Origin of the sequence: Pseudomonas sp. FYR_5 (assembly GCF_043106315.1) — a bacterium.
Taxonomy (GTDB): domain Bacteria; phylum Pseudomonadota; class Gammaproteobacteria; order Pseudomonadales; family Pseudomonadaceae; genus Aquipseudomonas; species Aquipseudomonas putida_Y.
Genome location: NZ_JBICMK010000114.1, coordinates 12050 through 36024 on the forward strand (window position 1 = coordinate 12050; position 23975 = coordinate 36024).

Annotated in this window: 21 protein-coding genes, 4 tRNA genes and 1 pseudogene; 10 read left to right on the forward strand and 16 right to left on the reverse strand. The window is 58.0% G+C overall.

Going from position 1 to position 23975, the window contains the following annotated elements:
• Positions 1–166: 166 nt before the first annotated feature.
• The 7 genes from ACF8RA_RS23905 to ACF8RA_RS23935 all read left to right on the forward strand — a co-directional run bounded on the left by ACF8RA_RS23905 (position 167) and on the right by ACF8RA_RS23935 (position 6623).
• Positions 167–1519: a cation:dicarboxylate symporter family transporter gene (locus tag ACF8RA_RS23905; protein WP_392514211.1), complete on the forward strand. Its 1353-nt coding sequence runs from the start codon at positions 167–169 to the stop codon at positions 1517–1519.
• 11 nt (positions 1520–1530) lie between these two features.
• The gene (locus tag ACF8RA_RS23910) at positions 1531–2091 is read left to right on the forward strand and encodes a carboxymuconolactone decarboxylase family protein (protein WP_176684501.1); all 561 of its coding nucleotides are present in this window, start codon (positions 1531–1533) and stop codon (positions 2089–2091) included.
• Positions 2092–2101: 10 nt separating this feature from the next.
• Positions 2102–2920 (forward strand): SDR family NAD(P)-dependent oxidoreductase, encoded by an 819-nt coding sequence (locus ACF8RA_RS23915; protein WP_392514212.1) that lies wholly within the window; start codon positions 2102–2104, stop codon positions 2918–2920.
• A gap of 57 nt (positions 2921–2977) precedes the next feature.
• Positions 2978–3922: an amidohydrolase family protein gene (locus tag ACF8RA_RS23920; RefSeq protein WP_392461014.1), complete on the forward strand. Its 945-nt coding sequence runs from the start codon at positions 2978–2980 to the stop codon at positions 3920–3922.
• 36 nt (positions 3923–3958) lie between these two features.
• The gene (locus ACF8RA_RS23925) at positions 3959–4894 is read left to right on the forward strand and encodes an SMP-30/gluconolactonase/LRE family protein (RefSeq protein ID WP_176684503.1); all 936 of its coding nucleotides are present in this window, start codon (positions 3959–3961) and stop codon (positions 4892–4894) included.
• A 148-nt stretch (positions 4895–5042) separates the two neighbouring features.
• The gene (locus ACF8RA_RS23930) at positions 5043–5726 is read left to right on the forward strand and encodes a substrate-binding domain-containing protein (RefSeq protein ID WP_392514222.1); all 684 of its coding nucleotides are present in this window, start codon (positions 5043–5045) and stop codon (positions 5724–5726) included.
• A gap of 3 nt (positions 5727–5729) precedes the next feature.
• Entirely contained in the window at positions 5730–6623 is an 894-nt protein-coding gene (locus ACF8RA_RS23935) for an alpha/beta fold hydrolase (protein ID WP_392514213.1), read from the forward strand.
• A 144-nt stretch (positions 6624–6767) separates the two neighbouring features.
• On the opposite strand, the gene ACF8RA_RS23940 is transcribed toward ACF8RA_RS23935, so the two are convergent.
• From ACF8RA_RS23940 to ACF8RA_RS23955, 4 genes and pseudogenes are all read right to left on the reverse strand, one after another.
• Positions 6768–7076 carry a hypothetical protein gene (locus tag ACF8RA_RS23940; RefSeq protein ID WP_392514214.1) on the reverse strand — a complete coding sequence of 103 codons (309 nt, stop codon included), beginning with the start codon at positions 7074–7076 and terminating at the stop codon, positions 6768–6770.
• Between the two features lie 43 nt (positions 7077–7119).
• Entirely contained in the window at positions 7120–7833 is a 714-nt protein-coding gene (locus ACF8RA_RS23945; protein WP_176684507.1) for a YafY family protein, read from the reverse strand.
• Between the two features lie 19 nt (positions 7834–7852).
• A pseudogene (locus tag ACF8RA_RS23950) lies at positions 7853–7945 on the reverse strand (helix-hairpin-helix domain-containing protein); the annotation flags it as partial.
• Positions 7946–8105: 160 nt separating this feature from the next.
• The gene (locus ACF8RA_RS23955) at positions 8106–9008 is read right to left on the reverse strand and encodes a LysR family transcriptional regulator (protein WP_392514215.1); all 903 of its coding nucleotides are present in this window, start codon (positions 9006–9008) and stop codon (positions 8106–8108) included.
• A 100-nt stretch (positions 9009–9108) separates the two neighbouring features.
• On the opposite strand from ACF8RA_RS23955, the gene ACF8RA_RS23960 reads away from it, so the two are divergent.
• Positions 9109–10218, forward strand: coding sequence for an AbrB family transcriptional regulator (locus tag ACF8RA_RS23960; protein ID WP_392514216.1), 1110 nt, complete (start codon positions 9109–9111; stop codon positions 10216–10218).
• A gap of 9 nt (positions 10219–10227) precedes the next feature.
• Here ACF8RA_RS23960 and ACF8RA_RS23965 read toward each other — a convergent pair whose 3' ends face one another.
• The 7 genes from ACF8RA_RS23965 to ACF8RA_RS23995 all read right to left on the reverse strand — a co-directional run bounded on the left by ACF8RA_RS23965 (position 10228) and on the right by ACF8RA_RS23995 (position 19439).
• Positions 10228–12312 carry a 3-hydroxyacyl-CoA dehydrogenase NAD-binding domain-containing protein gene (locus tag ACF8RA_RS23965; RefSeq protein ID WP_392514217.1) on the reverse strand — a complete coding sequence of 695 codons (2085 nt, stop codon included), beginning with the start codon at positions 12310–12312 and terminating at the stop codon, positions 10228–10230.
• A 27-nt stretch (positions 12313–12339) separates the two neighbouring features.
• A complete protein-coding gene (locus ACF8RA_RS23970; protein WP_392461024.1) occupies positions 12340–13590 on the reverse strand; it encodes an OprD family porin in 1251 nt (416 codons plus the stop codon).
• An 82-nt stretch (positions 13591–13672) separates the two neighbouring features.
• On the reverse strand, positions 13673–14671 hold the full coding sequence (locus tag ACF8RA_RS23975) for an ABC transporter substrate-binding protein (protein ID WP_176684512.1): 999 nt from the start codon (positions 14669–14671) through the stop codon (positions 13673–13675).
• A gap of 39 nt (positions 14672–14710) precedes the next feature.
• Positions 14711–15478 carry an ABC transporter permease gene (locus ACF8RA_RS23980; RefSeq protein ID WP_176684513.1) on the reverse strand — a complete coding sequence of 256 codons (768 nt, stop codon included), beginning with the start codon at positions 15476–15478 and terminating at the stop codon, positions 14711–14713.
• A 26-nt stretch (positions 15479–15504) separates the two neighbouring features.
• Positions 15505–16332 carry an ABC transporter ATP-binding protein gene (locus tag ACF8RA_RS23985; protein ID WP_176684514.1) on the reverse strand — a complete coding sequence of 276 codons (828 nt, stop codon included), beginning with the start codon at positions 16330–16332 and terminating at the stop codon, positions 15505–15507.
• 215 nt (positions 16333–16547) lie between these two features.
• A complete protein-coding gene (locus ACF8RA_RS23990; protein WP_392519643.1) occupies positions 16548–18629 on the reverse strand; it encodes an acetate--CoA ligase family protein in 2082 nt (693 codons plus the stop codon).
• A gap of 3 nt (positions 18630–18632) precedes the next feature.
• Entirely contained in the window at positions 18633–19439 is an 807-nt protein-coding gene (locus tag ACF8RA_RS23995; RefSeq protein WP_176684516.1) for an enoyl-CoA hydratase/isomerase family protein, read from the reverse strand.
• Between the two features lie 83 nt (positions 19440–19522).
• Here ACF8RA_RS23995 and ACF8RA_RS24000 point away from each other — a divergent pair, with 83 nt between their 5' ends.
• Positions 19523–20359, forward strand: coding sequence for an IclR family transcriptional regulator (locus ACF8RA_RS24000; protein WP_392514219.1), 837 nt, complete (start codon positions 19523–19525; stop codon positions 20357–20359).
• Between the two features lie 412 nt (positions 20360–20771).
• Positions 20772–22118 (forward strand): MFS transporter, encoded by a 1347-nt coding sequence (locus ACF8RA_RS24005; RefSeq protein WP_392519644.1) that lies wholly within the window; start codon positions 20772–20774, stop codon positions 22116–22118.
• A gap of 92 nt (positions 22119–22210) precedes the next feature.
• Here ACF8RA_RS24005 and ACF8RA_RS24010 read toward each other — a convergent pair whose 3' ends face one another.
• The 5 genes from ACF8RA_RS24010 to ACF8RA_RS24030 form a co-directional block, all read right to left on the reverse strand.
• On the reverse strand, positions 22211–23035 hold the full coding sequence (locus ACF8RA_RS24010; protein ID WP_392519645.1) for a DUF2242 domain-containing protein: 825 nt from the start codon (positions 23033–23035) through the stop codon (positions 22211–22213).
• A gap of 199 nt (positions 23036–23234) precedes the next feature.
• Positions 23235–23311: transfer RNA gene (locus ACF8RA_RS24015), tRNA-Asp, on the reverse strand.
• A gap of 141 nt (positions 23312–23452) precedes the next feature.
• Positions 23453–23529, reverse strand: a tRNA-Asp gene (locus ACF8RA_RS24020).
• 99 nt (positions 23530–23628) lie between these two features.
• Positions 23629–23705: transfer RNA gene (locus tag ACF8RA_RS24025), tRNA-Asp, on the reverse strand.
• Between the two features lie 65 nt (positions 23706–23770).
• Positions 23771–23846 (reverse strand) — tRNA-Val (locus ACF8RA_RS24030).
• Positions 23847–23975: the final 129 nt, after the last annotated feature.

Here is a 23975-nt window from a genome sequence, read left to right on the forward strand (position 1 = left end):
CTTTCACCCCATGCTTAATTGGCATAGCTTTTTATCAAAATAAGGTTTTTGCACCGGTTACACCAGATCTCTATGCTCACTTCCAATAGCTATGCCAGTGGAAATGGCCATCCCGGCATGCGAACCACAAGAACAATGACGCCCATTCCGTGGGCGAGGAATTACCATGAACCAGTTGAAGAAACTCCACGTTCAAGTGCTGATAGCACTTGTCGCTGCCGTCATCCTCGGTTTCGCCGCGCCCACCTGGGCCACTGCCATGAAACCACTCGGCCAAGCGTTCATCGCCCTTTTGAAAATGATGCTGGCTCCCATCGTCTTCGTGACGCTGGTGCATGGCCTCACCCACGTTCAAGACATGCGTAAGCTCGGCCGACTTGGGGTGAAATCGCTTCTCTATTTCGAGGTCGTCAGCACCATCGCGATGCTCGTAGGCTTCGTATTGGTGAACGTCATCGAGCCAGGCGTAGGTCTGCATGCAACCGGGATGAATGAGTCCTCGGCCGCCATCAAGGCAACAGCCGCAGCAGGTGAAGTCTCGGTCATCACCTATCTGCTCAGCTTGATCCCGCACACCCTTGTAGATGCCTTCGCCAAAGGCGACATCATCCAGGTCCTGCTGATCTCAGTCCTGGCCGGTATCGCTATCAATCGTACGTGCGGTCCTGAGTCCGTAGCAGTGCGTGCAATTGACGAGGCTCAAACCATCCTCTTCAAGATGCTCAGCTTCATCATGAAGCTGGCCCCCCTTGGCGCATTCGGCGCCATGGCCGCCGCTATCGGTAGCTACGGTGGCGACACCCTGCTCTATCTTCTCAAGCTCATCGCCGTCTACTACGCCGCCTCGCTCCTGTTCGTATTCGGTGTGCTCGGCACCATCAGCTGGTCGGTTGGCTTGCCGTTCATGACCGTGCTGCGGTTGATCCGCGATGAGATCCTGCTCGTCTTCGGCACTGCATCCGGCGAGGTCGCTTTCCCGCGCCTTATCGAGAAACTGAAGCGCACAGGCTGTGATGAAGTCGTCGTTGGTTTCGTACTACCGGCCGGTTACAGCTTCAACCTGGACGGCACCGCCATCTACATGGCGATCGCCATCGGTTTCATTGCACAGGCAACGGACACGCCGTTCTCGCTGTGGCAACAAGCCGGCCTGCTGGCAATTCTTAGTATTACCTCCAAAGGCGGTACCACCGTCGCAGGTGGTGCGTTCATCAAGCTGGCTGCCACCCTGCAATCCGTTCAGACCCTGCCTCTTAGCGGCCTGGGCCTTCTTTTCGGTATCGATCGAATCATGGCCACCGCCACTGCACTGACCAACATCGTCGGCAACACGATCGCCGTATTCGCCATTGCCCGCTGGGAAGGCGCGTTTGACCCAGAGGCATTCGAACGTGAAACGGGTCGTGCACCTGGCCGCAGCCTGCTGCGCCCATCGGCTGTCAGTGCAGCTCAAGTCGTGGCGCCGGATACCGCCTCCAAGGGCCAGTCTCACGCTCAATCGCAAACTCAGCACTCGTAACAGGAATGGCCATGAATCGCTTGCCTCCCATCGATCCGCAACAACTGAATGATGCACAGCGCGTTGTCTTCGACCGCATTGCAAACGGTCCAAGGAAAGGCGTACGTGGCCCACTGGCCATCTGGCTCCATCGGCCAGAACTGGCTGAGTGCGCCCAGGCGCTTGGACGCTACTGCCGCTATGACAGCTGCCTGGAGCCACGCCTTTCCGAATTGGCGATCCTGCTGATGGGACGTCACTGGCTTGCGGAATATGAGTGGGCGGCACACAAGCCCTTCGCCCTCGAAGCAGGGCTGGCACTGGAGATCATCGACGCAATCCGCGACGGTGAAGAACCGAACTTCAACAAAGCCGATGAAGCATTGGTGTATCGCTTCATTCGTGAGCTCCACGATAGCCGCAGTGTTAGCGACGGCCTCTACAAAGAGTTCACCGAGCTGCTGGGCAACGATGCCGCCGTGGATCTCGTTGGCATTGCCGGCTACTACACGCTTATTTCCATGACCATCAAGGTATTCGAAGTGCCACCACCGGCTGGCATTGCGCCCGAATTGCCTACCACGTTGAATTGAGGATTACCCCATGACTGAAGTTATTCCCACCAGCGATCGCTTGAAAGGCAAGGTCGCGATTGTCACCGGCGCAGGTTGTGTGGGTGCCGGCTGGGGTAATGGCCGTGCTGTAGCTGTACTGTTTGCCCTTGCCGGTGCCAAGGTTTTCGCAGTCGATCGCGACCTCGGGGCCATGGAGGAAACACTGGGTCGGATTCGTGAAGCCGGTGGTGACGTTACCCCGCATGCCTGCGACGTCACTGACAGCGCGGCAGTGGCCGCCATGGTAGAGGCGTGTACGAAAGCCTACGGCACTGTCGATATCCTGGTGAACAACGTCGGCGGCTCGGCTGCGGGTGGTGCAGTAGCGCTGCCAGAGGACAAGTTCGACGCTCAGATCGCCCTGAATCTCAAAAGTGTGTATCTGACCTGCAAACACGTTATCCCGGTAATGGAAGCTCAAGGCAGCGGTTCGATCATCAACACTGCTTCGACTTCGGGTATCCGCTTCACCGGTTCTGCGCAAGTTGCCTACGCCGCGAGCAAAGCCGGTGTCATCCAGTTGGGCCGTGTGACTGCCGTTGAGTACGCAGCCAAAGGTATTCGCGTCAATACCGTGGTACCCGGCCAGCTTCACACCCCTATGGTCGAGGTCCGTCTCGCAGGGCAGCGTACCGGCGGCGACGTCGACAAACTGCTCGACTCCCGCTTGGCTCGCATCCCACTGGGCTTCATGGGCGATGGTCGTGATACCGCTTACGCAGCACTGTACCTGGCCAGTGATGAGTCGCGTTTCGTGACAGGTACCGAAATCGTCGTCGACGGCGGCATGACTGTCCGCTGCGGCTGATCTCAAAAGGGGCCGACCAGGCCCTCGTCCACCGACGAACAACAAGAGCAAGTCACCATGGACGATCAACTCCACGTTCAGGCGTCGCATCGCCTGTTCATCAAGCAAACAACGATCGTTGCAGCAGGTATCCCTCTGCTCGGCGAAGCAATCGGCCAGACAATTGGAGCCACCGTGTCCAGTCCAATCACTGCGTCCGGGATGTGGGATTGCCACACCCATATTTACGGCCCCTGGGATCGTTTCCCGCTTCCAGCCAACGCCGCATACACCCCGGAACCCGCCCCCTTTTCCGATCTCCTTGCATTGCATCAGCGCTTGGGCATCGAGCATGGCGTCCTGGTTCAAGCTGCGCCCTATGGAACTGATCATTCCGCTATCCTGGCTGCAATCGCTGAAAGCGGCGGGCGCTACCGCGGCGTCGGTCTGATCGACGAGACCACCACGGATGGGCAACTCCAGGACCTGCACGATGGCGGGCTACGTGGCATTCGTTTCAATCTGATGGGACATTTGCCCGGCGCACGGGACCCTCAAAAATTGCGGCAGCTCGCCGAGCGGGTTGCTCCATTCGGGTGGCATGTGCTGGTACATGGAGAACTGCACACCTTGCTGCCGTTCCTGGACCAGTGGAAGGACCTGAAGACACCACTGGTCATTGACCACATGGCGCGCCCAGACTTCACGAAACCCATCGATCGAGAGGCGTTTGCTGCTCTGAGAAAGCACCTTGAGCATTCGGACCACTGGATCAAACTTTCCGGCATCGATCGCGCTATGCAGGGCCAGCCTGGCCCATGGCCGCAAGCATTGGATCACGTTCGGGAGTTTCTCGAATTCGCCCCGGATCGAGCGATTTGGGGGTCTGACTGGCCGCATCCAAACATCAAGGGTGCTCCTCCGGATGACCGTCAACTGCTCGACTTCCTTCAACAGGTATGCGACAGCCAGACGCTGAGGCAGGCCGTACTGGTCGACAATCCGGCTCGCTTGTACCGCTAAGCATTCCCCGCCTGAACACACTGACGGAAACGAAGAATGGACGATAGAGATTGGCGTCCAAGCACCCGTGTGCCCGATCCGGCCGTACGGGAGCTTGATCCACGTTTTGCCCATTACCGCCTTGCCCACGCAAAGGTAGAACGCCTGGGTGGCGGAATGCGATGGGCCGAGGGGCCGGCCTGGTTCGCAGATGGCCGATACGTGCTCCTCACAGACCTGCCCAACGACCGCATCATGCGGTGGGATGAGGCCACGGATGCCATGGGGGTGTTTCGCCAACCGGCCAACCAGGCCAATGGCATGACACGTGATCGGCAAGGCCGTCTCCTCGTATGTGAACACGGTGGACGGCGTGTCACGCGCACGGAATATGACGGCTGCATCACCGTTCTGGCGAGCCACTTCGATGGCAAACCGCTCAACTCCCCGAACGACATCGTGGTGAAGTCGGATGACAGCATCTGGTTCACAGACCCGCCCTTCGGTTTGGTCAGCGATTACATGGGGCGTCAGGGCGAAGCAGAGCTGCCGGCTAACGTGTACTGCCTGACCCCGGACGGAACGCTTCACTGCGTTGCAGAAGATGTTGAAGGCCCCAATGGGCTCGCGTTCTCGCCTGACGAGAAGACCCTCTACCTGGTCGAGTCAAGAGCTCGTCCACGCCGCATCGTTGCGTATAGCGTCGATGATCAGCACCAGCTCAGCGAGCGCAGGGCGCTCATCGATGCAGGCACTGGCCTGCCGGACGGGATACGCGTCGACGTCGATGGAAACCTGTGGTGTGGCTGGGGCGCCCCTGAACCTGGCCTGGATGGTGTCCGAGTTTTCTCGCCTGACGGTACTCCCATTGGTCACATCGATCTGCCTGAGCGATGCGCCAACCTCTGCTTTGGTGGCCCGCGGCGCAATCGCCTGCTAATGGCCTCCACAACCTCGTTGTACTCGCTGTTCGTCAACACTCGCGGCGCCTGAAGGGCGCCCTTCCGAAGGTAGCTATATGAAAAAAACAAGACCTGCTCCGCTACTGCTCTCGACTGGCCTCGCAAGCCTTCTGACCCTTTCTGCCGGCGTTGAGGCATCCGAACTCAAGATAATCGCGAGCGGCGCGTTGAAAGGGGCTATGGCCCACTTGCAACCGGCGTACGAAAAAGCCAGTGGCAACACACTCAGTATCAGCTGGGGACCTTCGTTGGGAGACTCCCCAGACGCCATACCGCAGAGAATCAGGCATAAGGAGCCTATGGACCTGGCCATCATGGCCAGCGAGACCCTGGACCTGCTTGGCCCGACCGGGGCTTTCGACATGGCAACTCGCAAGGAAATCGCTGACTCCCGAATCGGCGTAGGCGTGCCAAAAGGCCATCCACATCTGGATGTGTCCACGGTACCAGCCCTGCGTGCCGCGCTGCTGAGCTCGGACAAGATCGCATATTCCCAAGGCACCAGCGGTGTCTACATCCGCACAGAGCTGTTTGCGCGCTTGGGCATCACCGATCTCGTCAAGCACAAAAGCGTCGAAATCCAGGGTAAAGAACTGGTGGGCACTGCGCTTGCCCGTGGCGAAGCGGATATCGGCATGCAGCAGATCAGCGAACTGAAGGTGACCCCTGGTGTGGATTACCTAGGCCCCCTCCCCGAAGAAGTGCAGAAGGTCAGCCGCTTCCATGCAGCCGTGGCCAGCACCACCGACAACGCCAAAGTTGCACGTGAGTTCATCGCGTACCTCAACAGCACCGAAGCGCACAAATTGCTTGAGGAAAGCGGTCTAGAGCCTGCCCCCATCCAAACTGCCCAAGGAAAATAAAAAATGAAAACGCTATATCGCTTCATCATGGGTGCATCCCTGACCCTGGCAGCGTCTTTCGCGACGGCTAGCACTCCTGCCGCACTCCAAGCAGTGCAGCAGGAAATCGTGCGTTACGACAATGTGCAAATCGAGGTCAACGCCCAAGGCAAAGGACCGATCATCGTGATGCTTCCCTCGCTGGGGCGCTCGGGTCGTGACTATGACCAGGTGGCAAATTACCTGCAGCAAGATGGGTTCAGGGTCGTACGCCCGGAACCACGCGGTATCGGCCAAAGCAAAGGCCCGATGGACAGGTTGTCCATCCATGACTTTGCCCGAGATATCGCGGCAGTGGTCGAACACGAGAAACAAGGCCCTGTGGTGGTCGTAGGCCACGCCTGGGGCAACTTCCCGGCTCGGCAACTGGCGGCCGACAGGCCCGACCTGGTGCGTGGTGTGGTACTCGCAGCCGCCTCTGCCGGCAAGGTCCCACCAGGATCGACAGAGAAACCCATCAACGCTGAAATGCGCCAGGCCATCGATGGCGCCGGTGACATGTCCCTCTCCGAAGAACAGCGCCTGGTCTACCTGCGCAAAGCCTTCTTCGCCCCAGGCAACGACCCACGGGTATGGCTCGGTGGGTGGCACGACGAAACCCATGACGCTCAGTCCCACGCACGCAATACCACCCCGGTAGATGACTACTTCGCTGCCGGCAAGGCTCCGATCCTGGACCTGCAGGGAGAGTCCGACACAGTTGCCCCACGCCGGTTCTCGGGCGTGCTGCACAGCATGCTGGGCGATCGGGTTCAGGTTGTGGTGCTCAAGAATGCAGGGCATGCGATGGCACCTGAGCAACCCAAGGCTATGGCCGACGCCATTGCGACTTTTGCCAAAGCCCAGTACGCGCACTGATGAAAACCAGGACGGGAGCCGCTAAGCGCCCGTCCTGGTCTACACATACACGTTTCACAGCCCCTGTCCGACCGACGACGTCACACCACTTTCCGGGACACGATCGGCTTCGGTGCCACTGCCCGCTCTGGCAGACTGTCGGGGTCAACTTACCTCGGGTACGAGGTGACTCATGAACGTCAGGCTTTCGATGGCGTACATATAATCAGAAAATCTGGGATCTCCATCGTTGAACGCCTTTGCCACTTTTTGTGCGTTCTCAAGACTGTCCCACATTGCCAAGTCCGCGAAGACTCGATCGTCATCCATAGGGCAGTAGGCCCGGTACTCGATCAAGCCAGGAAAGGTCTTTAACGTTTCACGAAGCCCTGCGCGGAGCACTGGAACTTGCGCAAGACATTCCTGTTTGACCTTGAAAATGGCTAATTCCAGTACATGAGATGAGTGCTGCATAGGATGACCCTCTGTGTGTCAAGAAGGCCCAATTATCAGTGGCTCATACTGACAGCGTAGTGTCAGTAGGCGTGATCGCTTTCCACTGGTTTGCCTGGTGCTTCATATACGCTTGGAGATCAAGGGCAGGATTGTCGGGTGATGGTTGTTGGGCAATCATGATGGAGGTTATGCGATCGACCCGAAAATCGCGGTAAGCCGCCCTGGCATTGCACCAGCTTCCAACTGTCCACTTTCCTCCCCAGTAGAAAAGGCCAAGGGGAAAAATCAGACGTTGCGAAACCGCACCGTCCAAACGGGTATAGCTTATCTTCAGCGCCTGATGGTTTTCGATGGCATTTCGAAGGGTTGCCAGATGGCCACGCGTCGAGGAAGTTGTTGTTCCAAGTGCCCGGATTTTTGCCGTGCTGGGGTCAACCTTGTGATGGACTATGGACGCTGAGATCTTGCTCAGCAACCTCCCCGCAGCCGCACTCAAATCGTTATCGGCGGACGCTGATAGCATTTCCATCCCGAGCATCAATGCATCCAGTTCGAGCCTGTTCAACGTTAAAGGCGGCATCTCAAAATCAGCATCCAAGGCATACCCCACGCCGGCGGTACCATAGATCGGTATGCCACTGAACGAAAGGTCGTCGATGTATCGATAGATAGAGCGCACGGAAACGCCAATTCGGCTAGCCAGTCGTTCAGCAGAGATTGGCTGATGGACACGAATCAGATTTACCAGTTGAAACAAACGATCAGCTTTACGCACCAGGTGTGCTCGACTGCAAGTCAATGCCCATCTGCTCAAGGCGAGCGATAACGACCGGGGCTATGCCCTTCAGGGCCAACAAGGCATTGTGTTCCGTCAGTGGAAATGGCATCCGTAAACTCCTGTTTTCGGCCATTGAAGCAACCGGAGTTTGCCCGACGAGAGAGGGCCTCTCAATAGATGGTCTCCATCGCCCTGAGCGTAGGCATGAGGAAGGTGGGTTCGGCAGCGGCTTACCGAAGGCCAGTGCCAAACCTTACTCCCCATCGGCATCAGACTTCGGAGAAAAACCGCTTCCCGTCTGTCTTCAGCAAATCAACCATCAACCGTACCGCCGGTGCCAGATAGCCCTCCGCTCGCACGGATACCGCAACGGTCCGGGTCATCGTGGTCTCTTGAACAGGGACTTCTCGCAAGGCGGATTGCCAACGTCCAGACACCAATGTTTCCCTGGCCAGGAAACTTAGCAATTGCGTTCTGGCAATCAGTCTCGGCAGCAGGGATACAGCGTTCGCTTCGATCTGGACTGTAGGAGCAGGCAACTCATGTGACCTGAAGGCCTCGTCGATCCAGCGCCTGGAGGCCACTGCCTCGCCGGGCAAAACCCAGCGGTACTGGCTAAGAGCGGCGATGTTGATGACAGACGAAAAGATCGGGTGGTCTGCGCTGGCCACGACTACCGCCTCATCCTGAAGGATAGGGAACGTGAGCAAATGAGGATCGCCTGCACTCAAAGGGCAGATGATTGCATCCAGCCGTCCAGTGTTCAGGAATTCCCTGAGCATGTCATCCTGACCTATCGAGAGCTTCAATCGCAGCTCGGGAGCTCGCTCCAACAAGAAGGAGGCCAGCTGTGGCAGAAGGTGTTCGGCCATGCTTGCGGAACAGCCCAACCGTATGGTCCCGATCTGCCCGTTGGCAAAGTCTCGCACCTCTCTCTCGGTTTGCGCGATGCTCAGCTGTAACTCACGCCCACGCTTCAGCAGGAGGTCGCCCACCTCGGTGAGTTTGATTCTTCTACCGTCCCGCCTGAAGAGCTGCGCGCCCAAAGCTTCTTCGAGACGTTGAATGCTCTTGCTGAGCGCCGGCTGACTCTTGTGCAACAGCTCCGCTGCTTTACCGAGATGGCCCGTTCGGGCAATGGTCTCGAAGTAAGTGAGGTCCCTAAGATCCATGATTCATAACTCTCGGTAATCGGTTCATCAAAAACAGCAAATGGACCGCGCCTGGTGGCCCCTCGGATAATTGCCAGGCACAGCATCCGAGGACTCTCAAGTGCCAAAACCCTCTTCAACCTCCAAGCCTTCCCTGCTGCAGTGGCTTTGCGTGGTTCTCGCAGCCGGCGCTGCCGGGCAGTTACTCCATTACCTGCACGTTCCCGCAGGCTTGTTTCTCGGCCCCATGCTAGCGGGTATCGCCTGCGGCCTACTGGGGGTGACCATCCGCGTTCATCGTCATGCGTTTCGTTTCGGCCAAGGATGCGTAGGCGTGCTGGTCGCACATTCGATGACCTGGCCAGTCATTCAGACACTCGCTCAATCCTGGCACCAGATGCTGGGCGTTACCGCCCTGACATTGGCCATGAGCGCACTGGTAGGTTTGGGAGCTATCCGGTTCAGTGGTCTGTCCAAAGCAACAGCAGCGTGGGGAACAGCACCCGGTGCTGCATCGGCGATGGTGGCGATGTCGGAAGATTATGGCGCTGATGCACGTGTGGTAGCGACCATGCAGTACGTCCGGGTGGTTTGCGTGGTAATGGTCGGAGCATTTGTGAGCCATCTTCTGGGGGCACATACGCCCTCCTCGGGAGCCGCCAATATGGGCCCGGCAGGAAGCCTGATTGACCTGGCGTTGAGCCTCGGCGTCATTTTGGTCGGCGTCGCAGCCGGAACACGGCTGCCAGCGGGTGCACTGCTGGTGCCACTCATGCTTGGGGGTGGTCTGCAGCTTTCAGGTGCAATGACCATTGATCTTCCGGGCTGGATCTTCAGCCTGGGCTACGGTTTGATCGGGTGCTACATCGGCCTCAGATTTGACCAACGAACCGTCGCGTACGTCTGGCGGCAGATACCAGCGATGGTCCTCAGCTCTATCGCACTGATTTTGCTGTGTGCCGGCTCCGCCTGGGGTCTCGCGAAGCTTATGGGCATTGATTTCCTCTCGATGTATCTCGCGACAAGCCCGGGTGGCCTTGACGCGATGGCGATCCTCGCTGTCGAAACGCACGCAGACACGGGCTTCGTGCTCGCCAGCCAAACGCTGCGACTGTTTTCCGTGGTCTTGATAAGCATGGTCATAGCGCGGCAGGCATTGAGGGCCGCGCCTCCAGTCCCGACAGAAAAAGAAGGTCAGCCGAAGTCGTGGTCATCAGCCGACCCAAAGTGAATCGCAGCCTCAGGTTTCGCTGAGGGAGACGCCGTTCTTCGCTCTGGCCTGTAGCAAAGCGCAGACATGCAACTCCCGATCTGGATGTTCGATAGACCATTGCTCAAGAGCTTCGCTTATCCGCGCCAGCCCGACCTGATCTGCGTGGTAGAGAAGCCCGCCGCGATAGCGCGGGAATCCATAACCATGAATCCAGACCAGATCGATGTCATTTGGGCTATCGACAATGCCTTGTTCCAACATGTGCGCGGCTTCGTTGATCATCACGAACAAACACCGCTGCAGGATCTCATCGTCCGAGACGACACGAGGCTCCAGCCCCCTTGCATGCCGGTGTTCAACGAGCATTTTTGCAACGAAAGGATCAGGACACCCCTTGCGCTGACCCTCTTCGTATCGGTAATAACCCGCCCCGGTTTTCTGGCCGAGACGGCCTGCTTCGTGCAGTTGCTCAATCAGATTGCAACTACGCTCAGCCTGCCCGAGGTGCGCCCCCCGGCCTTTCCTGTTCAGCCAAGCGATGTCAACGCCAGCCAAATCACGGAGCTCGAACGGGCCGATAGGGAAGCCGAAGCCACGCAGCACTCGGTCGACATCCTCTGGCGATGCGCCTTCCTCGAGCAAGAATGTCGCTTCGCGCTCACGGACGGCCAACAACCGATTCCCGACAAAGCCGTAACAGTTTCCAACCGCAACCGCAGTCTTGCCCAACCGGCCACCCAGTTGCAGCACGGTAGCCAGCACATCCGGTTGCAGGTGAGCGGTTTTCACAACCTCGAGCAGTTTCATAATGTGAGCGGGACTGAAGAAGTGCATCCCGATAACGTCACCTGGACGATCAGTGACCCCAGCAATCGCGTCGACATCGAGGTACGACGTGTTGGTGGCCAGGATCGCCCCAGGCTTGGCAAAACGATCGAGCTCTCGGAAAACGTCTTGCTTGACAGACAGGTCTTCAAAAACTGCCTCGATGATCAGATCCGCATCCACGACCTGCTCAAGGCTTCCTTCGTAACGGATAAGGCCGGCACGCTCAGCCGCCTGTTCCGGGGAGAGGTGGCCTTTCTCCAGCGCACTGGCATAGTAGCGCTCGATCGTCGCCCGCCCACGATCAAGTGCCGGGGGCTGAGTGTCGATCATCAGTGTTTTGATGCCCGCGTTGGCCAGACACAGCGCGATGCCGCTGCCCATTGTGCCCGCCCCGATCACCGCAACCGAACCGACGGTGCGTACCGGGGCTTGTTTGGCCAACGCGCGGCGGCGCGAGGCAAGATCACGCTCGGCGAAGAACACGTGCCTCAAGGCACGCGCCTGAGCGCTTTGACGTCGCGAGATAAACAGCTCCCGCTCCAGCGCCATGCCCTCATCGAAGGGCACCTGCCAAGCTGCTTGCAGTGCCTGGAGCGCAAGAGGTGGTGCTTCCTGCCCAGCGACCTTGCGAAGAATCGCCTGCGACCTTCGCTGGATAACATTGGGATCGAATGCAGCCACGCTCTGCTCACCAGAGCGCGGTATGGGCTGCCCGACAATCTCTTTGGCGAATTCAAGAACAGATTCGAACACGAACGAGCGACCCAGGCGATCCAGCAATCCGACCGCCAATGCTTGTTCAACACTGATCTGCTCCCCGCCCACCACCATATCGACGGCCACCTGCATTCCGCACAAGCGTGGCAGGCGTTGCGTTCCCCCGGCACCAGGGATCAAGCCCAGACTGACTTCGGGTAGCCCAAACTGAGTGCCTGGCGCTGCGATGCGGTAATGGCAGGCAAGCGCAAGCTCCAGCCCACCACCCAGGACCGAACCATGCATCGCAGCGATGACAGGCTTGGGCGAGCGTTCGATTGCCGCCAGTACGTCCGGCAGGTGGGGCGCCTGCAACGGCAGGTCAAACTCCTTGATATCGGCACCGGCGATGAAGGTACGCCCTTCACACAAGATGACTATTGCCTGGATAGCAGCGTCACTCGACGCCTGCTCGAATCGCGCCAGTACCTGCGCACGGACCTCACGAGAGAGGGCATTGACTGGCGGGTTGTTGATGATGATCAAACCGACATCACCTTCGCGTTGATACGCTACGAGGGAGTTCATCGTTTCTCTCCTGGTGAAGGACATTGATTACAGAAGCGACAGTGGATAGCTGACAATCACCCGCACATCATCGGCATCCCGAGCGAAGTCAGCGCGGTAGGTAGCGCTGCGCAGACGCATGCTCAGGCCCTTCAGCGATCCACTCTGCAACACGTACTGCAACTCAACGTCGAGTTCACGTTCGCGGTCCGAACCCGAGTCCACACCGCGTACATCAGCCTGACTGCCTTTCAGGTAACGAGCCATGAAGGACAACCCAGGAATCCCCACGCTCGTAAGGTCGAAGTCGTAGCGAGCTTGCCACGAGCGCTCGTCCTTCTCGGCAAAGTCGCCAATCTGAACGAAGTTCACCAGGTAGGGGTCGGTGCCATCCACATATGGGAATGCCGAGTCACCCGACATTTTCTGGTAGCCAAGACCAAAGGAGTGGCCACGCAGTTTGTAGGTACCCATGACACTGAGCGCACGGTTGTCGATAGGGCCACCGCGGGCTTGTCCCTCATCGTCGCTATCGAAGAAGCGCACATCGCTTGTGAAAGAGCCCCACTCGCCCTTTCTGCGATCGGTCAGTCCGTAGAATCGCTGGGTGTAGACGTCTTCGAGGACCGCGTACTGAGCCAACAGATCCGTTGCATCGTCAGCGTGGTACCTCACCCCCATCAGGTTGAAATCACCGCCATCAAGAGGACCGCTGAACCGACGGTTCTTGCTGTTCAGTGCCAGCCCTGTCGAACCGGATTGATCGCGATAAACAGTGTCCTGGATCTTCGCCCCAGTAAGCTCCAGAGCTTTCCACTCGTTGATCTGTATCTGGGCACCGTCAAACGTCTGGGGCAGAAGGCGTCCATTGTTGGAGGCCAAAGTCGGCCATTTTGGAATCAACGTCCCGACCCGAAGCTCGCTGTCCGATACCTTGACCTTGAGGGTACCGCCGGCCTTGGAATAATTGTCAGGTACATCCCCATCATCCTGGACCGGCAACAAACCAGTGCCCGACCGACCCGGCCCTGAGTCCAGTTTGATGCCGAGCATGCCTATCGCGTCGAAGCCGAAACCTACAACGCCAGGCGTGTAGCCAGACTCATAGCGCAGGATGAAACCTTGTGCCCATTCCTGGCGCTTGGATTGACCCGCGCCTTCACGAAAATCTCGGCTCATGTAGAAGTTACGCAGCTCCATCGAAGCTTTGCTGTCCTCAAAGAACCCCTGCGCGCCCGCAAGCGGCAGATACACGGCAAAGCCAACCCCTGCCGCGCAGAGCGGCATATTCTTGATCATCATTACTACTTACCAAACAAGGGATCGGGCGCAGCAGCAGTCCAGGGCCACCGCGTCGATCAGGTAGAAGGTCGCAAAGGATTTAGCGCACCTGGGTCAGGTAGTCGTGAGCTTTACCTGGAATTTTCTCTTGCTGGATTTCACCCAGGAACTTGATGGCGCGTTCGACCTCTTCCTCTGTCAAGTAAGGGGTTTGCGGGAACGACTTACGGTTGTTTTCCCACGCGGCTGCGTACACTTGATCGTTGACCCCTTCAAAGCGACTGCGGACAGTCTTCATCGCTTCCTGTGGCTGATCATTGATGAGCTTCGTGGCGTCGCCAAGTGCTGCCAGGAAGGCTTTAACGGTGTCCTGATGCTCGTTTGCCCACTGCCGGCGAGCACTGAGGGCAATCGACGGATAGCCATCAAGCTCCGGTACCATGCCTGCAGACATGTCGAGCAGCGTGTAGCCTTTATGGTCGATTACGGCGCTGTCTGACGCTGGCGATGAAAGAGCAAAACCGTCGATCTTGTCCTGCCCGAAGGCTGCCAACATGGCGGCGCCGTTGTTCAGATACAGCAGGGTGAAATCCTTCTCCGCATTCAGGCCGGCTTCCTGGCCCAGGAAACGCACCAGAAAATCAGCGCTGCCACCTGCCCCGCTGACCGCCAGGCGCAGCCCCTTGAACGCGGCCAGGCGTTGTTCAACGGTGGAATCGGCCGTCAGGCCGAGGCGATCAGCCAGGTCCTTGTGAATGACCACGTTGCTTGCGTACTGGCCGACCATGCGCCCCAGCAAGGTGATATCCGCTCCTTTTACTTTGGCATTGATTGCGTTCTGTGTGGCACAAGAGCAGAACTCCACCGAACGGCTGGCAAGGCCAGAGGCCGCTGCGCCACCACCTTTGAATTTCACCAGCTCGACGTCGAGCCCGTGCTTTTTGAACAGGCCGCCGTCCAGAGCCACAAACAGGGGCATGTGAACGAACCCCTCTGTACCCAGAGCAACTTTAACGGTTTCGGCAGCCTGCGCGTAAAAGCTGGTTGCACTCATGGCAACGCTCAACCCCAGCGCAGAGATCAGACTTTTTATAGACATGGCGAGGACCTCTTCTTCTTGTTGTTGTGTTGGTGTCAATCAAACGGACAGTTCACGTTCTTCTTGATCTTTTTTCCAAGGCATCAAGGACGCTTCAAGTTTGCGCACAGCGGCTTGGAGGATCAGTGCAAGCGAGATGATTGCAATCAGTGCGGCAAACACCCCTGCCGTATCCAGCTGACCGGCGGCATCTTGCAGCAGATAACCCAGACCTCGGTTGGCGGCCATGATCTCCCCCACGATGGCGCCAATCAGCGCGTAGGGCACCGACATCTTGAGGCCGGTAAAGACCCACTGAATGGCCGAAGGCAGAACGACTTTGGTGATCAGGTGATGCTCTTTGGCACCCATCAACCGAAGAATTTCCAACTGCTCGCGTTCTACGGCACGAACGCCGCTATAGGTGTTCAGGAACACCAGGAAGAAGACGATGGTGGCGGTAAGGATGATTTTCATCTCGATGCCGATACCGAACCACATGATGAACAGCGGTGCCAACGCAACTTTCGGCAGGCTGTAAATCGAGACAAGGATCGGGTCGAGCAATTTAGCCAAAAGCTCATTGCGACCGAGGATGAGGCCTACCGATATACCCGCACAAGCACCAAAAAAGAAGCCTGCAAGGGTTTCAACGACGGTGATCCAACCATGCGAGAACAGGCGACCACTGGCAACCAGGTCAATGAAGCGGCTCCCGATTTCCAATGGCGAACTCACGAAAAACGGGTCGATCAAGGGGCCTGAAGCGAATTGCCACGACAGAAAGAGCACTGCAAAGATGGCGACACGGCCGAGGAAGATTTTCATGTTCGTAACTCTCCGGAAGAAGGACCTTAGGCGTCATGGGAGGGAGTGATGAACTCCCAAAGGTCGCCGCACAACTCGTGATAACGCGGGTCCTTGCGTAGCTGGAGAATGTTGCGGTCATCCCCTAGCGGGATATTCACATCGCGAACGATAGTGCCTGGACGTCCAGAGAAGATCAGGCAACGGTCGCCCAAGGCAACGGCCTCATCCAGGTCGTGCGTCACGAACAACACGGTTTTGTTGAGCTGACGGCTGAGCTTGAACAGTTCGGTTTGCATGCGCATGCGCAACTGTGCGTCGAGGGCCGCGAACGGCTCGTCCATCAGCAAGGTTTCTGGATCGTAAGCCAGCAGGCGAGCCAGGGCCGCGCGTTTGCGCATGCCTCCGGAAAGCTGACTGGGATAGGCCTTCTCATGCCCTTCGAGCCCTACAAGGGAGAGCAGTTCGCGGATTCGCGCCTGGCGCCTGGCTTTAGGGACACCCTGGATTTCCAGAGGAATGGCGATGTTGCCGGTCACGTCACGCCATGGCAGCAAATGATCGCTTTGGGTCATGTAGCCAGTGCGACCGTTGATGCCTTGAACGGCCTGCCCCCGATACAGCACTTCACCCGTGGTGGGTGCAAACAGCCCGGCGACCATGTTCAGCAGTGTGGACTTGCCACAGCCCGAGGGGCCGATGATGGTTACTACCTGACCTTGTTGAATATCGACATTGATACTGTGTGAGGCTTGCTTGGCAACGCCCTTCACGGTGAAAGACTTTGAAACCCCTTCAAATGAAATGACCGTCGGCGAGGCGGCTCTTGCGCCGATGGGCTCGGGTGAGGTGGCACTTTTCAACACGGCGGTCATGGCAATACTCCCGGCACCAAGGCGGCGTTCAGCTCAAGATTCTCGAGCGTCGCTACCGAAGTGGTCGACAGAGCGCTGGGCCTTGAAGAGGCGGTATAGAGAGTGTTCATAGCGACCTACTTATTTTTATGAGTCAGAAATGAAGCGTTCTTTGATTATGCAAGTGCGAAATACAGGGTCAAAGAGACTGTTCCACAGAGTGGAACAGCCAGTATTCATGCAACGATCGTCAAACCATCGAGCGCGACCACTCCATGACCTGCGGGGCGAACAAGCAGCGGATTGATTTCCGCCTCAACCAATCGCTCGCCGAGCGCCATGGCCATTTTCGAAAACGCTGCGATGCACCTGGCGGCAGCGTCGACATCTGCCTTCGGCATTCCTCGGAAGCCATCCAAAAGTGGGTAGGTTTTCAGCTCACTGAGCATCTCGCGGGCTTGATCTTCACTTACAGGAAGCAGACGCAGAGTCGTATCCTGAAAAAGCTCTGCAGTGACGCCTCCCATTCCGAGCAGCAGTGCCGGACCGAGCTGAGGGTCTCGATGGAAACCGAGAATCAACTCCTGCCCACCAGTGACCATCTCCTGGACAAGGAACGACTCCGGGGTAAAGCCAACATGACCGCCAACATTGTCACGCATCCGTTCCAGACAATCACCGACGGTGTCCGAAGACTGATGCAGGGCCACTCCGCCTACTTCACTCTTATGCGGGATCCGCTCAGACAGTACTTTCAGGGCTACATGCCCGCCGAGCTCACGCGCAGCCTGCGCTGCCTCGAGGGCATTCTTCACCACCCGCTCTCGAGTAACAGGAATGCCAAAGCTCGCGTACAAGCGCTTGCTCCGTGCTTCATCAAGCGGGCCACTTGGCAGCGCTTGGGTCGAACCTTCAGCAGCAGATGGAGCGACCCCAGGCTCGCCTGGCGGGCTTGACTTGGTGCGCATCAGCAAAGCCCGGAGCGCGCTGGCACAGCTCTCAGGGGCGGTGAACGCCACTCCCCCCGAACCGTTGATTCGCTGAGCCGCAGCGGGGGCGTGCGGACTGATGTAAGCCAGGACTGGTTTCTCCGAGCTGGCCAGGCTGTCGCGGATAGCGTCCGCCATCAAATGGGGTTGCGCGACTCCCGATGAGCCAACCACGCTGACCACAGCATCATAGTCATCACTGTCCAGCAGGATGCCGATGGCGCTGCGCATCAACTCGGGCTGCAAGCCAGCAAGCGTCAGATCGATAGGGTTGCGATCGAGCACTGCCTGGTCACCGATATCCAGGTTGCGCAGCTTTTCAGCAGTTTCCGGCCCAGGTGCAGGCGTCTCGAAACCACTCATGCCGAGGTTATCGGCAATCAGCGTCCCGGCGCCACCGGTCGAGGTCAGGATTGCCACACGGTGGCCATTCATCGGTCTGCCGCTAGCCAAAGCAAAGGGGATATCGAGCAGATCGGCGAAGGTCTCCACGCGAATCACACCTAGCTGTCGGAAGTAAGCGGAGTACAAGTCATCGGAGCCGGCCAACGCGCCAGTGTGCGAATTGGCGGCGTGGGCACCTGCCTCGGAACGCCCAACCTTGTAGACCACCACTGGCTTGCCAGCATTGCGGGCTTTGCCAGCGGCTCGGCTGAATTTCTCGCTGTCGCGCAGCCCTTCTATGTAGAGCGCGATGACCGATGTGGCTGGATCATCAGCGAGGTAATCAACGAAATCTGCGACGTCCAGATCCACTTCGTTGCTGGTCGAAACAAGCTTCGAGAACCCGATTCCAGCAGCGACACCGCGAGAGAGAAGTGCCCCCAGGATACCGCCGCTCTGGGAAACCACAGCGATGTGGCCGGCGAGCAGTTCGTCCATGTCCAAAGCACCACTCGCAGACAGGGTCACGCGCTCCGTGAGGTTAACCAGCCCGATGGTATTAGGGCCAAGAACTCTCATCGAGCCTCGTGCTGCCTTGAGCTCCTCTTGGCGTAGCGCTCCGGTCGTGCCGGTCTCACCATAACCTCCCGCCAGTACGATTGCTGCTGGGCAGCCGCGAGCAGCCAGCTCGGCGACAGCCTGGTTGGCCCGCTCCGGCCCAAGCAGAATGATTGCGACGTCCGGCACCTCAGGCAAAGCCTCCACGGAGGGGTAACAGCGCAATCCGTCAATGTCTTCATACCGCGGGTTCACCGGGTACAGTCGGCCCTTGAAGCCGTGTTTGCGAAGAAATGCGATGGGACGGCCAGAGGTCTTCCGGGCATCACCCGATGCGCCGATGACGGCGACGCTGCCGGGGCTGAGAAGGCGTGCAATCTGGTCCATGATTCAGCTCCGCTCTGCCTTGCGAGCAAGGAAGGCAGCGACCGACTCTTGATGCTCGCTGGAGGTGTAACAGATACCTTGGGCTTGACTGCCCATGGAGAAAATCTGGCTCTGGGTCAGCTCGAAGGTGTTGTTGAGAATCGACTTGCTCAGCGCCAAAGCGGTTGCCGAACCTGCAGAAATTTGCAGAGCCCAGTCCTGAGCCTCCGGGAGAAGGTTCTCATGCGCGGCCACACGGTCGATCATGCCGATTTGCTGTGCTTCGGATGGCCTAACGGTACGGCCGCTGAAAATCAACTCTTTGGCCTTGCTCAGCCCCACACGGCGGGGAAGGAAGTACAAACCACCGCCATCAGGGATCAGTCCTCGGGCGATGTAGCTCATGGCAAACGAGGCTTGCTCGGAAGCGATGATGAAGTCGCAGCTCAGGGCCATATCGCAGCCCAAACCGGTCGCCGCGCCATTGACCGCAGCAATGGTGGGTTTAGGCAGGTTATGAAGCAGCGATACCGCGTGATGGACGCGTTGCTGACGCTTCCAACCGTTGAAGGCGACCGAACCGGCCGGTGCACTCATCCGGGCTTGCATGCCCTTGATGTCGCCCCCCGCGCAGAACCCTTTGCCAGTGCCAGTCACGATCAGCGCCTTGATGCTGCTGTCCGCTGCGACATGCTCGAGGTGATCGATGAGCAAAGTCCGCATATCGTCGCTGATGGCGTTACGCGCCTCTGGGCGGTTGAGCGTCAGCGTTGCAATACCGTCGGTAACGGCAAGGTCGATCGGCGTCGACAGTTCCGGGGAAGTCGTCATGCGGTACCTCTCTTATTATTCGGGTTGATTGACCGCCCGGCGATGAGCCAAGCTTGTTTGCAATCTGAGGGAGAGGGGTTTTCATGACAACGCGACCGTTCCACCTGTTGGTACAAGGCGAGGGAGGTAAAACCTCCCCCTACATTCCCGGGCAGGGCAAGGCACCATTGAATCGCTCGCTAGAACGCGGATTGGATATCCTTCGTGCATTCAGGCCAGGCAGCGAGCACCTCACCAACGGTGACCTGAGCGAAACCACAGGTTTGTCCAAATCAACTGTAAGCAGGCTTTCACAAACCCTCGTTCGTTCTGGCTTTCTCGACTACGACACCATTTCAGGTGGCTACAGGCTAGCGCCCTCGGTATTGGCCATGGCTCACTCCATGTATCACGGCAGTTTCCTGCTTCAAGTCGCTACGCCTCTGATGGCGCAGGTGGCTCGGGAACACCAAGTGAATGTTGGCCTTGCCGCAGCGGACGGTGACGAGATGATCTACCTGGAATCCATACGCTTCAGTAAACGCAAATCCCCGCGAAACGTACTGACCGGCCAACGGCTGCCCATGGATATGACATCCCTGGGCAGGGCCTACCTTTCGATTCTGGACGCTGCGCAACGAAGACCGCTGATCGAGCTGTTCAGTTCGAGACGATGCGAAGCCAAGGCGGGGCAATTGGTGCGAGATATTGAAGCGGCGATTGCTGATGTGAAAGCCAATGGCTATTGCGCAGCCTCTTGGCAGCCTGAGGTCATTGCTATCGCGACTCCGCTTGATCACCCGGTTTACAAGACACACGCTCTGAACATCAGCCTCTCAACCGCCGAAGCGCCGGAAAATGTGATCGAACGGTACGCGCCGATCCTCCTGACCCTCGCAGACGCCATCCGTGCATCACTTAGTCTGCCTGAGGATGAGTAAGCATTCAGGTTCGATCCTCGCGATGGCTCCTTCCAGACGGCGATAAGCAGGCCTACAGCCGTTATGCCCCGCACCGTCCACGAAACTCGGGCAAAAAAAACGCCTGGCATACCCGCACGGTAGCCAAGCGGTGTGTGAAAGGCCTGAGCATAAGCCAGACGCCACGACCAAACATGAGAATTCTGTTCTGGTCGGTAGAGTGGATACCCACCAGGGCCGGAACGTGACCAGCGATATTATTCATTATCCGAAAAAACACTAATGCTTTGTCTTTATAGAGTGCAATGCCTGTAGGGCATGGCAAACGTATGCCGTGATGGTATGGCAAGTCATGGTCTAAAGGTCTTGGCGGTCTGAGTTTTAGCTGCTCTATGCTGCCGAGCTCTTTCTCTAAAAAAATAATGGTCGCCAGATGACTACCTTGACTGTTTCAACTGCGCAGGAAAGAGATCCTGCGGAAATACGCGCGTGTAAAAAAGCCGCACTACGGCTTGTTCCGCTTTTGGCCCTTGCTTATTTTTTCAACTATCTGGATCGCACCAACGTCGGGTTCGCCTCCCTAACGATGAATGATGACCTAGGGCTAACCGCGTCGCAGTTTGGTTTCGCAGCGGGTATTTTCTATTTGGGTTACTGCATATTTGAAGTCCCGAGCAACTTGGCACTCTACAAATATGGGGCTCGACGGTGGATTGCCAGAATAATGATCACGTGGGGACTGTTTGCCGCCGCAACCTCCCTGGCACAAGGCCCCACCAGCTATGCGGTGATCCGCTTGCTCGCGGGGATTGCTGAGGCAGGATTTTTCCCTGGCGTCATCTTCTTCCTTTCCTTGTGGTTTCCCGCTCACTACCGTACGAAGGTTATGGCGTGGTTTCTGTTCGCAATCCCTATGTCGTCCGTTCTTGGCGGCCCCTTGTCTGCCGCCATGTTGCAAATGGATGGCATCTGGGGCTTCGCTGGCTGGCAATGGTTGCTCGTTCTCCAAGGGCTTCCAGCATGCTTCCTGGGCCTTTTGTGTTTACGCCTGCTGGCCGACAAACCGGCAGATGCCAACTGGCTTACGATGGAAGAGAAAGCAGCTCTGCAAGCTGTTTTGGACGCTGAGCACGAATCCAAAAGCGCGCACAGCTTCCGCCAATCACTCAAAGACCCACGTGTCTGGTTGCTCGCAGGCATTCTGTTCAGCTACATCATCGGCATTTTGGGCATCGGTGTATGGCTCCCACAAATTCTGAAGAGTCATAACCTGACGACCATGCAGATCGGATGGATCTCCGCCGCGCCCTACATGATTGCCAGTGTTGCCATGCTGCTGTGGGCCAAGGTACTTGCTCATAAAAGACGCTATATCCTTCACTTGGCACTCACCTGCGGCACCGGGGCTGCCGGTTTCATATTCTCGGTGGTCTACAGTGACCTCCTGCCCGCTTTATTCGGGCTGACAGTTGCCCTCATCGGCCTGTGTTCCGTACGTACCTGCTTCTACAGTATTCCCTCTACCTTTCTAAGCAAGCAAGCAGCCGCTGGTGGCATTGCATTCATCAACGCAACAGGAAGCTTGGGCGGATTGGTGGGTCCTTACGCTGTCGGCTGGCTAAAAGACGTTACCGGCTCGTTCAGCGCCGGTTTGATGGGCATGGCGTTCATGCTTTGCTTAGCCACCGTGCTGACCGTTGTACTGGGTTGCATGGTCAAGGAGAAACCTGGGCAACTGATGAGACAGAACGGTGACGCCCACGCCTCGGGCACGTCATAAGACTTGCACTGCAGTACGAGGGGACTGCCTGGCCACCTTCGTCAGGGCTACGGCCTCTTGCTCCCACAGGGGGTAGCGCTTCACGCTCGCAATCAAAGGGAGGGGGCAGCAGGTTCGGCCGGCTGGGCATCCTGCTGCACCTGTATGGGTGCAGCTTCGGCCGGCGGGGCCACCGGCTGCGAACCCTGGCTGTCATCCACCACCGGCGCCGCTGCCGCCTCGCTGGCCGGGGCTACGCCCGCGGGTGCAGGTGCCGCTTCAATCAACGGTGCTGCTGCCGGAGCCGGGGCCACCGGGTTCGCCGCCGCCTGCTCCGGAAGCCCGAGGTCAACCGCCGGTTTTTCAACCTTCGGCGCTGGCTCTTCAACTTTGGCCTTGCTCACTTTTTTCGGCTTGGGCAGGTAACTCTCCACCAAGGCGAAATAGCGGTCATAGAACTGCGCCGCAGTCACCGTCTCACTGGCTACCTTGACCATCGAGTCGTCACTGGAGCCGATCGGCATCGACACCGAACCCAGCACCCCCACGCCCAGGCTGGCCGAGGTGTTGGACTTTTTCAGCGCATAGCGGTCCTGCAGGGCGTTGGCGAACATGGTCGAGTGCTGGTCGTCGCTCACGTCCGGTGCACAGGTGACATTGAAGCTGATCTGCAGGTGGTTCTCGCTGTTTTGCTGAAAGCTCTTGTTACCCACCACCTGGTTGGCGCCGCTGCTGGTGATGATGTACCCCTGGCTGAGCAAAGCACGCCGGGCGGCCTCGCAAGAGCCGGCATCGCTCACCGGGAAGCTGCGTGAGAAGGTGCCCGAGTCATCGAAATTCTCGTGCTCATAGACGGCCGCTTTTTTCGAGGAACAACCGGTCACGCCCGCCAGCACCAGGGCCAGCCCGAGCGCACCAAAGACGGAAGATCTGGTCATTGCGAATTCCGGGTATATGGAAAGTGCCTATTGTGCAACACAGCAGGCAGGCACAGGAACCGCTGGTCGGTGAAGAATCTGTCAGGTTGGTGTAAAGCCTGGCAAAGGCCGGGCATTTGCCAGGTGCACCAACGAAAAAAGCGACCCGAAGGTCGCTTTAACGTTGCTTCAAGGCGTTCATGGGGCCTTGAAGCGAAGATGGCGCAGCGGACGGGACTCGAACCCGCGACCCCCGGCGTGACAGGCCGGTATTCTAACCGACTGAACTACCGCTGCGTATCATTCAGGCTTTCGCCCGTTTGAAAACTGGGTCTACCCTTCCGGCGCAATGGCCTCAGGGCAGGCACAAAAAAAGCGATAACGTGATCGCTTCTTTTGTGTTTGCTTCAAGGCGTTCTAGGGACCTTGAAACGAAGATGGCGCAGCGGACGGGACTCGAACCCGCGACCCCCGGCGTGACAGGCCGGTATTCTAACCGACTGAACTACCGCTGCGTATCGTTCAGGCTTGCGCCCGATTGAAACTGGGATCAGCCCAAGGCGTTCGCCTTGTGGCTTCAGACCGGTGCTAGGCACCCATCTGTTACTGAAAAATGGCGCAGCGGACGGGACTCGAACCCGCGACCCCCGGCGTGACAGGCCGGTATTCTAACCGACTGAACTACCGCTGCGCAGTGCGTTCCTCTCTGGCTATCGGCTTCTTGCGAATCCGATGCTCCAGGAACATCTCAGGAAGTGGTGGGTGATGACGGGATCGAACCGCCGACCCTCTGCTTGTAAGGCAGATGCTCTCCCGGCTGAGCTAATCACCCTCGCGATGTTGCTTGTTGCGTTTGCTTCGCTGAGGCCGCGAAATTTACGCAGGTGGCGAAGCTAAGTCAATAGCCCCATTGAATTTTTTTCAAAAAGGCAACGTGATGTGATTGCCTGTGCCGGCCTCT